Below are 13,466 nucleotides of genomic sequence, written 5' to 3'. Positions count from 1 at the left end.
AAAGTAGTATCTTGCCGTACTACTAATGTATACCAGTTTTACAAAAATGGATAGTCCGGTTCAAATTCCTTTTAAAAGTTTCATTCAGCTAAAGCCTGAAGAAACTACCGCTTTGTATCTGCAAATTGTTTTTGAGTTTATCAAAGCAATACAAATAGGCTTACTTCCTGAGGGTACAAAACTTCCGGGAACCCGCATATTATGCAAGGTGTTAGAAGTTAATCGCAATACATTAATCAAAGCTTTTCAGGATTTAGAGTTACAAGGCTGGATAGAAATTCTGCCCAATAAGGGAACGTTTATTTTATCTGAAAAACAACAAAAAAATAAAGCCGATTTTTCTTCTGATGAAAGCAACAATATGCGGAAAACAAACGAAGGTTTTACTTTTAAACGTTCTACGATTCTTGAAAATCCAAAAGAAACAAGCGATTTGCCGTATCAGTTTAATGATGGTTTGCCTGATTTGCGATTGGTACAAAGTGATGTTCTGGCGAGATTGTATGTTTCTAAATTAAAAAACCAAAAAACGACTAAAACCTGGGAACAAGTTCAGGCGCAATCGCATTTGAATTTTAAAACCCAATTTTCTAATTTTTTAAACTTAACGAGAGGCATTCGTATTTCGACCTCTAATTTACTTACTACAAACAGTCACGAAATTAGTTTGTATCTGGTTACTAAACTGCTTATTTCTCCGGGTGACAAAGTTGTGGTGGCTTCTCCCGGATATTATATTTCTAATATGACATTGTCTGATAGTGGCGCACAAGTTATCACGATTCCGGTTGACAAAGACGGCATAATTACAGAACAGCTGAAACAAATTTGCGACGAACATCAAATCAGGATTTTGTATTTAACCTCAAATTATCATTATCCAACAACCACTTCCTTAAGTGCAAAAAAACGAATGGAGGTCTTGGAACTGGCCAATCGTTACGGATTTGTAATTATAGAAGACGATTATGATTTTGATTTTCATTATGATAATAATCCCGTTTTGCCCCTCGCCGCTTTAGATTCAAACGAAAGAGTGGTTTATATTGGGTCTTTTGGGAGATCTTTGCCGGCAGGTTTTGGTTACGGATTTATTGCTGCTCCGGCAGATTTTATAAAAGAACTTGAAAAACATCAAAATATTCTCGAACCGGGAATCGATGTAATCAAAGAACAGGTTTTAACCGATTGGATCAAGGAAGGCGAAGTACATCGCCTTTCGAAAAAGAACAAAAAAATCTATAAAGAACGCCGGGATTATTTTGTTGTATTGCTGAAAGAAAAACTAAACGGAAAAATAAAATTCCAGGTTCCGCTTCGGGGTTTGGCGATTTGGGTAGAATGGCTGGATGATTTTAATTTGATAAAATTGCAGAAACAATGTGCCATAAATGGATTATTTTTGCCTAAAACAGTTTTATATCAAACCAAAAACCTTACGGCAACGCGTTTGGGCTTTGGACATTTTGATTCATCTGAAATGGAAAATGCAGTTACTATTTTACGACAGTCTCTTGATGCTATTTTATAAATCTAAGTGTTAGATATTTTTCACGCAGATCTAGCAGTTTTCTTTATAAGCCTTTAATTCTATCTAACTCTTTTTTAAGTTCTATTTTTATAACTTAAACTGTTAGTGAGAAACTTTGCGACTCCGCGTCTCTATGTGCAAATTTCTCGCTGTTGAGAGAAACCTTTATAATTTAATTTTGCAAAGACACAGAGTCATAAAGTTTTTTAAGTAGATTCTTTTTAAGTTAGTAACTCTTTGTCAAAGTCGCAAAACACTTTCTTGAATCGAGAATGAAATTAGAACAAACGAAGTAAATCTGTGGCTTGATTAAAACATTTTAAAATAAAAACATAACATGGAAATAGATCAAATTCTTGACCTGATATATCCCCTTCCGGAACTTTCAAAACTAAAACTTCAAAATTGTGCGAAAGAAGTCCGTTTCTCTAAAGGCCATATTTTATTGCGGGCTGATAAAATTGAAACTACAATTTATTTTATCCGAAAAGGAATTGCAAGAGCGTACGCCAATCGCGACGATAACGAGGTTACTTTTTGGTTTGGAAAAGAAGGAGATACGGTTTTATCGATGAAGAGTTATGTGGCACATCAGAAAGGTTATGAAGATATTGAACTTCTCGAAGATTGTGATTTATATGAATTAAAAGCTGAAAAACTGCAAAAACTCTTTGAAGAAGATATACATATTGCCAATTGGGGACGAAAGTTTGCCGAAAAAGAATTGGTAAAAACCGAAGAACGCTTAATTTCAAGACAATTTCGTACTGCTACAGAACGCTATAAAGAACTTCTTACGGATTATCCGCATTTAATTCAGCGTGTTCAATTGGGACATATTGCTTCTTATTTAGGAATATCTCAGGTGAGTCTGAGCAGAATCCGTGCTGAAATAAAATAGTTTCATTTTTTAACAAATGTAAAATTCCGGGCGAATTCCTTTTTTAACCTTTGCAAAAAAAAAGATATGAACTGGATTATTTTAATTATTGCCGGCTTATTTGAAGTGGGCTTTACACTGTGTTTAGGAAAAGCAAAAGAAACAACCGGAAACGAAATGTACATGTGGTACACCGGATTTTTAATATCCCTTATCGTGAGTATGGGACTTTTAATGAAAGCAATACAAGCTTTACCAATAGGAACCGCATATGCCGTATGGACAGGTATTGGAGCGGTTGGAACGGTTTTAATTGGAATTTTAATTTTTAAAGATCCTGCTAATTTCTGGCGCCTCTTTTTTATTACAACTCTTATTGGTTCGATCATAGGCTTAAAAGCGGTATCGCACTAAAAACATAGTATTCGATATTCAAGACAAGCGGGTTAGTACAAACTAATCCGCTTTTTTTTGTTTAAAATTTACATCCCGACTTCAAAATCAGGTATTTCTACGTAGTGTTATAAATGTTAAAAAAACGAATTTTGTTAGCAGAATGTGAGAAACCGTAAATTATTCTCAGTAAACGATTATAAATTAGCGAAACATTCTATTAAAATTCATAAAAGTAATTCTTTATACATTTTAAACCTGAAAAAATCAAACCATGAAAAACCTTTGGTGTTGGCGTTGTAAAATGGAAGTTCCTATGCTTGATGAGGAAGAATATAAAATAGCCTCTAAATTGTATCGTGAAGGTTTTCAAACCGGAAAATGCAGCATGACAAGAAAGAAACGCTTTAAGGATTTACTTGATTATTATAAGGATTTGACAGGATTTGAAGAGAACAATCCTAACGCAATTATGCATCATCGTATCGATTTATACGGTTCTGCATGCGAGAATTGTTCTAAACCTTACAGAACTCCCAAAGCTTCTTTTTGCGCGGCATGCGGAAATAAAAGAGCCACTACAATTATCAATTATACCGAAACGCTACAAGAAGCGGCACCAAAATGGTGGCAGAAATTTTTGGTTTTGAATAGGGCAGAATAGCTGTTTTTTATTTATTTTTATAAAAATCATCAAGCTATGAAGATCAACTATAAAATTCAATTTACTTTATTTATCATTTGTCTTTTTTTTATTGCTTTAGGAATATTCCAGATATCCAATACCGGACTTAAAACCGGATCTGATCTTTTCTGGCAACTTTCTGCTTTTGTTCCGTTTGTACTTTCTTCGATTGTGTTTGGAATGAATTTATATTCAAAACGAATTAAAAACTAAATAATCTACTTTCTTCTTTTAAGGTTTTTACTTTTTATTTAAATAAAGTAAAATTCCATTTCCTCTTGTTTGCGAAGCTGCCCTTGGGGATTGCTCGCTCATGTCCTTATTTTTCGGAATGAACAAACTATACGAAAATATTATTATGAAAATGAGTGTCCTAGCCCCGATAGAAGAGGAAATCCTTTTGTGGCGGTCCCGATAGCTATCGGGAGCCACAAAAGATTGGAACGGATAGCGGGATTAGCTTCTAAAAAAAAGTTTTATCATAAAAATGAGAATGACAAGATTGGGCTCATAATAAGGAATCGATTATTTCTTCAATGTCAAAAATGCGTTAAAAAACTTTTCGGATAGCAGTTTTTCGACAATAAAAAATACTTTTGTGAGATAGGAAAACAAAGACTTATCAGCAACCCCAAACACAATAGTATGGATTACGAAAAATTCATCTTCTGCCTCGAAGGTGTTCCAGACGTAGACGACGACAAAGCGACTCTAGTAGTAAAAAACCTGGAAGAAATTGCTATTGATCAGGGTATTGCAAGTATTTATAAAACCTGCGATACGATTGAAGGTCTTGAAGAAAGTTTGAATGTATTACTTTATGAAGATCATAATTTTAAGGATTATGAAATTATTTATTTGGTAATGCCGGGCGAAGCCAATAACATTTGCCTTCACGATTATTATTACAGCCTTGAAGAAATAGCCGAACTTTTTGAAGGCAAAATGAAAGGTAAAATCATTCATTTTGCTAACCTGAAAGTACTGGATTTAAACGATGAAGAAGCTCAATATTTTCTGGACATAACCGGGGCGCGCGCCATTTCGGGTTACGGATCTACTTATAATAAAATTGCAAGTTGCAGTACCATCGACAAAGCATTTTTTAGCCTTTATCAGGATAATGATGACATTACCGAAGTAGTTGAAGAATTGTATCAAAAACATTATGCTTTGTGCAAATTGCTCGATTTTAGATTGTATTATTAAACCATGAAAAGTAAAACAAATGAAAAGGTAAAAACATATAGTCCGCAGGGGTTTCGGGAGAAGTTTCTGGGAGAGGACAATCCTATTCATTTGCTTTTTAAATCAAATTCTGATCATTTTTTCTGTCTCGAAATAGGAGAAATGATGCAGATGCAATATCCAGTTCCGCCTTCTAAACATTCTTGCCATACCTTAATTTTTGTTTCCTCAGGTCAGCATGTTATGAAGTTGGGCTATCAGGAATATACCACAACCGATAACGAAATTATTATGGTGCCGGCTGGCCAGATTTTCTCGCTTGACAATATCAATAATATACATAAAGGTTTTATATGCCAGTTTCATCCTGATATTTTAATTAGAAAATATGGGAGCCGAGAAATGCTTAATGAATTTGATTTCATGAAAATTTCCGGCAATCCAAAAATTACCTTAGATCAAAAAGATGTTCCTGACATTACAGCCATTTTGAACCGACTTCAAAAAGAATATTCTGAAACTTCGAATGCAAATCTCAACATCGTTCAATCGTATTTGATTACGTTGTTTTATGAAATGAATAAAAATTCGGTTAAAAGTTCTAAAAGTATTTCGGCTGCTGAGGTGATTGCCAATAAATTTAAAGAGCTGATTTATACCAATATTAAAACACATCATCAGGTTAATTATTATGCTTCTTTACTCAATGTTACTCCCAATCATTTAAACAAATCTGTAAAAACTGTAACCGGCAAATCCGCCGCCAAATGGATTGAAGAAACCATATTACTTGAGGCCAAATATTTACTCTATCAAACTACACTTTCTGTAAGTGAAATCGCAATGCAAGTAGGTCATGAGGATCATTCTTACTTTAGCAGATTCTTTAAAAAACACGAAAGTATTACTCCTGTTCAGTATCGAAAATTGATTGATAAGTCCTAATTATTGCTTGCAGAATCCTATCAAATCGGAAAGCATTTATTGAAATTTGCCAAGTAAAAAAAAGCGAATTATGATTTATGTTTTTAAAACTTCTGTCGATACAAATTCGAAGTTAGAATTTGCAAATGCCTTACTTTCTGAACTGATTCCGAATTCTGTATGGAATTTTGATTTGGAAGATTGTGATAATATTTTAAGAATTGACAGCGAAGAAGAAATAAACGAAATAGCGCTGAAAAACGATATTTTCGATTGTATCGAATTAGAATAAATTCATTTTACAAATATTTCTTTTTAAACCTCAACTTAACAATATGGAAGCTGCATTGCACCAGAACAAAACTTTTGACACTATTGATTATTCTGACCAGAAATTATCTGATAACGAATTTGTAAACTGCGAGTTTATCAATTGCAACTTTTCTAAAAGCGATTTTAGTTATATCGATTTTCTGGATTGTACTTTTAAGAATTGTAATCTCTCACTTTCTGTTCTTAGAAATACAGGGTTAAAGAATATTAAATTTATAGGCTGTAAATTAATGGGACTTGATTTTAGTGCCAGCAATAGCTTTTTATTTTCAATGTCTTTTCAGGATTGCCTTCTTGATTATTCTACTTTTATTTATAAAAAACTAAAGAAAACCAACTTCATCGATTGTTCCCTCAAAGATGTCGATTTCTCTAATACTGATTTGTCTTTGTCTGTTTTTAAAAATTGTGATCTTGCGAATGCTACTTTTCAGGATTGTATTTTAGAAAAAACTGATTTCAGGTCTTCACGAAATTATACTTTTGATCCGGCCGAAAATAAAATTAAAAGAACCAAAGTTTCTCATACTGCTCTTGCAGGATTATTAGAAAAATTTGATTTGGATATTGAGTAGTTTTTAAAGTTTTCAGTCGCAGTTTTTAGTCTCAGCTTTTTTATCTTGACTTTAAAACAAAAAGGGATGTAGTTTTTAGACTACATCCCTTTTTTCTAACTAATACTTAAAAAACGAACTATTTTATCCAACGTGGGTCACCAACCCCATTGTCTTTTAAAGTTTGATTATTGATTGTAAAATCACCTCCTGCAGCATTTCCAAATTGAGGGTTTAATGCTGTTCCGGTTGCATCGGGTCTATTATTTCCAATTGCGTTAACATTACCATTTAAATTTGGTGTATTGAAATAATTATTACCTGAGAATGTCGGATTCGCAGTAACATTTTCTCTTGTGTATGGTGCAAGCGTGTTTGCAAACAATGTGTTTTTAATAATTATTGCATTACTAGCAAAACGAATATATAAAATTGAATTTGCATTCGTAGCCACCATGTTTGGATTAGATATAGTACAGCTATCAATTAATATATTGTTAGTTACGCCAGTAAGACCTGCATCCATACGAATAAAATATCTTGCTGTTGCGCAATTATTAAAAGTACTGTTTTTAAGAGTAAGCTGTCCAAGATATGAACCTCTTAAATCTATAAATTCACCACCAACTGTTAATACATTTGTAACAACAGTATTATCTACTATTATAGAAGTGATTCTCGCTGCGCTTAAATTTGCACTTATTAATGACACTCCATAATCATGTATGTTACAACCGCTTATTAAAACAGAACCATAAGTGACATTGTTGTCGTTAAATTTTATAACTGAAACTCCACCAGATCCTTTATCGCCTTTTAAATCCAGATCTATCAAACTCAAGTTAGCTGCCCCATTTGATAATGCAAAATTCACATGAAGTTTTGGTCTGTCAAAACTACGAAGTCCTCTTAACGTAATTGATTTGTTTAAAGTAATCGCTCCTATTTGATTGTCCGCCAAATAATCACCAGGCTCTAAAACTAATACAGATCCTGATGCTGCATCCGCAATTTTTTGCATTAAATCATCTGTACTTCTAACCAAAATACCAGTTCCTATATCTATTCCGGTAGTAAATGCTTTGTCACCTCTTTTCTTCGTTCCATTAAACAAAGTAGCTGTATAGGCAGTTTCACTTGTTAATCCTGTAATAACAGCAATACCATTAGCTTTTTCTTCAGAAGTAATAGTATGTGTAATATTTCCCGGACTCAACACAATTTGAGTAACATTGCTATTAGCTGGCCATCTTAACGTAACCTGCTTTGCATCAATATCTCCATCTACAGAAGCAAGATAAAGTTGTTCTGTTAATGTTGTCGCCGTTGTAACAGACCATTTAGAATCTTCTAATCCAGTCGCGCTTACTGCTTTTACTCTGATCGAATAAACGGTTTCTCCTTCTAACTGCACTTGTATAGGAAGTTCTTTAGGTGCTACTTTAACCGTTTTATAGATTGTTTTAAAATCAGGATCATCTGCACTAAATTCTACCACATAATAATTGGCCACTTCCTCGTCTTTTACAGTCCAATTTAATTCGACTGTAGTCTGATTTCTAATTCTTGTAGTTAACCCGATTGGAGAAAATTCTCTGCTTGCTCCTATATCGTCTACTACTGCTTCATTGTAACTTTCACAGCCGGAAAAAACAAGTAACATCACCAATGTGGCCAGTAATCCTTTTAATATATATTTTGTCTTCATAATAAGTTATACTATTATTAATATTTGATTTGCGAAACACTACACTCTAATAATTGACTAATTGTCCGTTACTAGTATTTATAAGTGATTCCCATATTGGCCAATATTGTTTTGTATCCGGATTAACGCCTAATTTATAAAGTGAATTTATCTTATCATCTTTCAAAACATTCCATGCACTTGCTCCTTTACTATCAACAAAAAGAGTATAACCAGCACCCGGATTTTGAGTTTCTCCTTTATTTAAACCATACACAATTAGTGTTTCATTATCTTCTTTATACTTATAATATAAATCCGTTGGTACAGTGGCATATTCTCCGCTACGTCGTTGTAAGTTGAACATTTTTTCTTTCGCCAGATCCAAATTCGTTTTCAGTAAATTCCAGCGAATAAGTTGTTGCTTACGCTCCATTTCTCCTGTAAGCTCGTATTTATTTTCGTCAACAATCGCCTGAAACATTGCTTCTTTTCCGCTAAAAGCATCTACATAAGCATCTACTTTTTGAGCCTGATCAGCAGCAGCAAATGCTCTTCTGCGTACTTCTTTTAAATACGGAGCAGCTGCACCCGGTCCTTCTAATTCATTTGCTGCTTCAGCCGCAATTAAAAGTACTTCAGCGTAACGCATATACACTTTGTTTATACCGTCATCATCTTTATTATTAAGAATACGGTTCATCCACTCAATGCGATATTTCCCAAAATACCATTTGTTTATAACACCTAATTCTTGCTGTGCTTTTCCATTTACCGCTTTACCGTATGCGTAAGGAACACAAGTAACATCTCTACGTGTATCTTTTACATCATAGTCATAAAAAACAGTTGGTAATGGTCCTGCAGAACCTCCAATGCTCGTACCGCCAGTTTGATATTGATCTATAGCATTATGAAGAACAGCAAAACTAATTAACATTTTACCTCTACCGGCACCAAATGGTATCTCCCAAAGAGATTCTCCGCCGGCAGTTAAAACTTCTTTATTTACATTTTTCCAAAGAGTTTCAAAAGATGGATTTAGATTTGCCTTACCACTTGCAATTACTGAACGGGTTTCATCAAGTGCCAGTCTGTACATGTTTGCTACCGAAAGATCCGGATCAGTACTTCTTCTCACACCATCTTTATACTGTTGGTAGCCGCTTGCAGCCAAAGCTAAACGTGCGCGAAGTCCTTTTACAAAAGCTTTATTAATTCCTTCTACTGTACTTGTAGCTGTACTTTCATTAGGCCATGGAACCAAATTTGCTGCCTCACCCAAATCCTGAATAATTTGTTTGTAAATTACATCACGATTTGTTCTTGGCAAGTATAATGTTTGTGAATTAACCGGTTCAAAACGGGCTGGTACATCACCATGTTGTTTGATTAAATCAGAATAAAAAATCGCTCTTAAAGTTAAAGCTTCTCCTAAAAGATAGCCCAATTCAGAACCAGCTACAGGATTACCGTAAGTGCGTAAACCACGAATACAAAGATTCGCACGCTCGATTCCTCTGTACATTGAGGTCCACGGGTTACCTCCACCCCCACCTGGAGTTTCGATAAGGTCCATTTGGCTGTTATTTGATTTTGCATCATAATTGGTCAAATCAGGTTTGTCATTAGACGTAGTTTCTCCTGAATTATACCATTCTGTATCTGTGTTTAATCCATAAAAAGGTAAAAAACGACCTCTGTATGAATTCGTATCTCCAAATGTGATTTTAATTCCATTAACGGCATCTTTGGCTAATCCCGGAGTTGAAAAAATTAATGCTTCGTCTAATGTTGATTGAGCCGGAGCGTCTAAATAATCTTCCTGGCAAGACGTAAAAAGTCCTGCTATTATTAATCCTGCTATTATTATTTTATGTTTCATCTTGATGCTTTTTAAATTAAAAATTAAGGTTTAAACCAAAAACAAATTGTCTGCTACGCGGATATGCTGAATAATCTACACCCGGAGTAAGAGGCGTTGCTCTTTTTGTTGAAACCTCAGGATCAGGACCAGAATAATTAGTAATTAGAAAAACATTACTTGCAGTACCATAAAATCTCAATTTAGAAATACCCAATGCAGAAGTAAGCGATTTTGGAGTAGTATATCCTAAAGTCAAAGTATTCAATCTTAAAAATGATCCGTCTTCGATTGCCCAGTCACTAATAACAAAGTTTCTCATGTATGGAGACCACATTGTAGTATTTGCATTTAGAGCAGTTAAAGTCGCAGGATCTGTCACTAACTGACCTGATGCATCAATATTAGTCCATCTTTGACCGTCGGCCATTTCAGAACTTAGATTTCTATATTGTCCGTTGTTTGGGTTAGAAGTTGTAAACTCAACTTTATTGGCATTGTAAATATCATTACCAACACTAAAATTGAAAGCTGCAGATAAATCAAAACCATATGCATTGGCATTTAATACAAAACCTCCTGTATATTTTGGATTCGAATTTCCAATTACAGTTTGATCTTTACTATCTACTACGCCATCGCCATTTAAATCTTTTAGTTTCATATAACCAGGCTGTACCGCTCCAACAACTGTTGATGCATTTGCAACACCTGTTTTCAGAACATATTTACCACCAACATAATCAAAGTCTGAAACCTCATAACGTCCATCGCTCTTATAACCGTACATCATCCCTATTGGTGATCCAACAGCTACAGAATAATCATTTCCTAATCCTGAAGTCCATGCAGTAGCAGCACCAAAGTCACTCATACTACCCAAAGAGTTAATACGATTTTTATTTACTCCTAAATTAAATGAAAAGTTCAATCCGTAATCTGCTTTTTGAATGGCTACCAAATTCAAAGTAGCTTCGAAACCAGTATTTTGAGTTTCTCCCATATTTCTATATTGAGTAGAATAACCTGTTCCGCTTATCGGGAAATTGATCAAAAGATCCTGAGTTACATTTTTATAAAGTTCAAAAGAACCGTAGATACGACCTTTTAGAAAATCAAAATCTAAACCTAAGTTTTGTGTAACAGTAGTTTCCCACTTTAAATCAGGATTTGCCAATACTACAGATGGTGCCCAATAATTACCTGAATTATTGATCCATGTACTATTATTAGCATTATAACTTTGAATAGTCTGACCTGTTGGAATATTGTTATTTCCTGATTCTCCATAACTCAACCTTAATTTAAGAGCATTTATCCATGAAATTTCTTTCATGAAACTTTCTTCTGAAATTTTCCATGCTACTGCTGCTGCCGGAAAAAATCCCCATTTATTGCTTCCTAAGAATTTACTTGAACCGTCTGCACGATAAGTAGCTGTAAAAAGGTAACGGTCTTTATAATCATAATTTACACGTCCGAAGAAAGAAAGCAATTTATCGTCTGGAAAATAAAAGTTATCTACAATACGAGGTGATCCTTGTGAAGTAAGATGTATCGATTGATTTAAATCAAAGAAGTTTGGCAAACCTTCGATTGTAGAAGATACATCAGTTCTACGATAATCAATTGATTCTTCTCCAACAAGCACTTTTAAACTATGATTTTTTCCCATGATTTTTTTCAAATCATAATTCAGCGTATTAGCATTTCTAAAACGGTAATCTTTACGATCCGACATCAATAGCGATGGCATACCTCTGTGTTCTAAAGTGGGAGTATTTCTCGCATAAAAAGTAGAGCGCCCGTAAAAACGATAATCCAGATAATTATAATTATCTAATCCTAATTCTGTTTTAAACGTAAGTCCGTCTGCCAGTTTCCATGAAAAACTTCCCAACATATTGAAATTTTTTCTCAACTGCTGACGATCTGTATCTGCCACAGCAACAAACGGATAAACCAAATATCCTGAACTTGCTTCATCTGTATCATCTGTAGTTAAGCCTGGCATTGGTATTGGTGCATATCCTACAACGTGTTTCATACGTGAATCAGCCGGATTTTCTTTTTGCTCATTGCTTCCACCACCATTTATCTCGGTATCAGAATAACGCATAGTAAACGTAAGATCTATTTTATTAGTTGCTTTACTATTTAAGGAAAGCGATAAATTGTTTCTTTTAAAATCAGAACCTACCATGATTGCTTTTTCATCATAGTGAGCATAATTAAAATTATAATTAATTTTATCTGATCCGCCACGAATTCCTAAATCACGGCTCTGAACTTCTCCTGTACGACCGTAAATTTGTTTTTGCCAATTAGTACCTTTAACACCCTGATACATATCACGATCCTGCCAATTACCAAAATACTGTTCGTAAGAATCGGTTTTTCCTTTTGCTAAAAGAGCATATTCATATTGCCATTTTACAAAATCATCAGGTTGTAAAACATCGATCTGATTGACCATGTTTTTCATACCATAAAACATATTAAAATTCACTGCTATTTTTCCGTCTTTACCTTTTTTAGTGGTTACGATAATAACTCCATTTGCACCTCTTGACCCGTAAATTGCAGTCGAAGAAGCATCTTTCAATATCGTCATGTTTTCAATATCTGAAGACGAAATATCATTTAAACTATTAACAGGAAAACCATCAACTATAATTAAAGGAGAACTGTCTTGTGTTAATGATCCACCTCCACGAACTCTAATTTTAATCTCTGAATCCGGAGATCCTTCAGAAGAAGTTACGTTAACACCCGCCACACGACCAGTTAAAGCTTCAGCAACACTGGCAACAGGAATCTTTTTCAAATCATTACCAGATAAAGTAGAAACTGCTCCGGTTAAATCTGATTTTTTTACTGTTCCGTATCCAACAACAACAACTTCGTTTAATTCATTAGAGTCTTCAACTAATACGACATCTATTTTCGTTTTTCCCGCAACAGCAACTTCTTTAGCTTTAAAACCTAAAAAAGAATATGTCAAGATAGCTTTAGGACTTGAAAGTTTTATTTTGTAATGCCCGTCAAAATCTGTAGAGACACCATTTTTTGTTCCTTTTTCTAATACATTAACACCGGGTAAAGTTAATCCTGCAGCATCTCTCACCGTTCCTTCGAGTATTACAGTCTGAGCATTCATTCGATTGCCCGTCAGTAAACACAATAAGAAAACAACTGCAAAGCAACAATTGGTTCCTTTGTTAAATAAATCTTTAAAATTCATGGTTGATTGTTTAAGTTATTAATAGTTTATTGTTTTAAGTGGTTTTTTAAGGTTTAATCTTTCTAACTTTTTATTGATCAAAATAATCCTAAGCCTAGCATTACGTCTGTTTAATTCAATAAAAAGACTGTGGTTTTTAATGCTGTAATAAAAAGTTGTAATCGATTACACAAACATAAATAT

Annotated in this window: 12 protein-coding genes; 9 read left to right on the top strand and 3 right to left on the bottom strand. The window is 34.1% G+C overall.

Annotated features, from left to right (window positions below; translation table 11 throughout):
- The first annotated feature begins 25 nt into the window (after positions 1-25).
- The 9 genes from FLACOL7796_RS15915 (at position 26) to FLACOL7796_RS15875 (ending at position 6,509) form a co-directional block, all read left to right on the top strand.
- The gene (locus FLACOL7796_RS15915) at positions 26-1,531 is read left to right on the top strand and encodes an aminotransferase-like domain-containing protein (RefSeq protein ID WP_232067390.1); all 1,506 of its coding nucleotides are present in this window, start codon (positions 26-28) and stop codon (positions 1,529-1,531) included.
- A gap of 337 nt (positions 1,532-1,868) precedes the next feature.
- A complete protein-coding gene (locus FLACOL7796_RS15910; RefSeq protein ID WP_173971719.1) occupies positions 1,869-2,432 on the top strand; it encodes a Crp/Fnr family transcriptional regulator in 564 nt (187 codons plus the stop codon).
- Between the two features lie 66 nt (positions 2,433-2,498).
- Positions 2,499-2,825: a DMT family transporter gene (locus FLACOL7796_RS15905; protein ID WP_173971718.1), complete on the top strand. Its 327-nt coding sequence runs from the start codon at positions 2,499-2,501 to the stop codon at positions 2,823-2,825.
- A 253-nt stretch (positions 2,826-3,078) separates the two neighbouring features.
- Positions 3,079-3,468 carry a hypothetical protein gene (locus FLACOL7796_RS15900; RefSeq protein ID WP_197913330.1) on the top strand — a complete coding sequence of 130 codons (390 nt, stop codon included), beginning with the start codon at positions 3,079-3,081 and terminating at the stop codon, positions 3,466-3,468.
- A gap of 36 nt (positions 3,469-3,504) precedes the next feature.
- Positions 3,505-3,702, top strand: coding sequence for a hypothetical protein (locus tag FLACOL7796_RS15895; protein WP_173971717.1), 198 nt, complete (start codon positions 3,505-3,507; stop codon positions 3,700-3,702).
- A gap of 432 nt (positions 3,703-4,134) precedes the next feature.
- Positions 4,135-4,698 (top strand): DUF6642 family protein, encoded by a 564-nt coding sequence (locus tag FLACOL7796_RS15890; protein ID WP_173971716.1) that lies wholly within the window; start codon positions 4,135-4,137, stop codon positions 4,696-4,698.
- 3 nt (positions 4,699-4,701) lie between these two features.
- Positions 4,702-5,622 carry an AraC family transcriptional regulator gene (locus tag FLACOL7796_RS15885; RefSeq protein WP_173971715.1) on the top strand — a complete coding sequence of 307 codons (921 nt, stop codon included), beginning with the start codon at positions 4,702-4,704 and terminating at the stop codon, positions 5,620-5,622.
- A gap of 70 nt (positions 5,623-5,692) precedes the next feature.
- Complete coding sequence (locus FLACOL7796_RS15880; RefSeq protein ID WP_173971714.1) at positions 5,693-5,893, top strand: hypothetical protein; 201 nt, start codon at positions 5,693-5,695, stop codon at positions 5,891-5,893.
- Positions 5,894-5,936: 43 nt separating this feature from the next.
- On the top strand, positions 5,937-6,509 hold the full coding sequence (locus FLACOL7796_RS15875) for a pentapeptide repeat-containing protein (protein ID WP_173971713.1): 573 nt from the start codon (positions 5,937-5,939) through the stop codon (positions 6,507-6,509).
- Positions 6,510-6,627: 118 nt separating this feature from the next.
- On the opposite strand, the gene FLACOL7796_RS15870 is transcribed toward FLACOL7796_RS15875, so the two are convergent.
- The 3 genes from FLACOL7796_RS15870 to FLACOL7796_RS15860 are packed head-to-tail and all read right to left on the bottom strand — an operon-like array spanning position 6,628 to position 13,283.
- Positions 6,628-8,196 (bottom strand): DUF4957 domain-containing protein, encoded by a 1,569-nt coding sequence (locus FLACOL7796_RS15870; RefSeq protein ID WP_173971712.1) that lies wholly within the window; start codon positions 8,194-8,196, stop codon positions 6,628-6,630.
- A gap of 46 nt (positions 8,197-8,242) precedes the next feature.
- Complete coding sequence (locus tag FLACOL7796_RS15865) at positions 8,243-10,060, bottom strand: RagB/SusD family nutrient uptake outer membrane protein (protein ID WP_173971711.1); 1,818 nt, start codon at positions 10,058-10,060, stop codon at positions 8,243-8,245.
- A 16-nt stretch (positions 10,061-10,076) separates the two neighbouring features.
- Positions 10,077-13,283 (bottom strand): SusC/RagA family TonB-linked outer membrane protein, encoded by a 3,207-nt coding sequence (locus FLACOL7796_RS15860; RefSeq protein ID WP_173971710.1) that lies wholly within the window; start codon positions 13,281-13,283, stop codon positions 10,077-10,079.
- Positions 13,284-13,466 lie beyond the last annotated feature (183 nt).

Source organism: Flavobacterium bizetiae (assembly GCF_902804475.1).
GTDB lineage: Bacteria > Bacteroidota > Bacteroidia > Flavobacteriales > Flavobacteriaceae > Flavobacterium > Flavobacterium bizetiae.
Note: the sequence above shows the minus strand (reverse complement) of the source record. Positions and strands in the feature narration are given on the sequence as shown.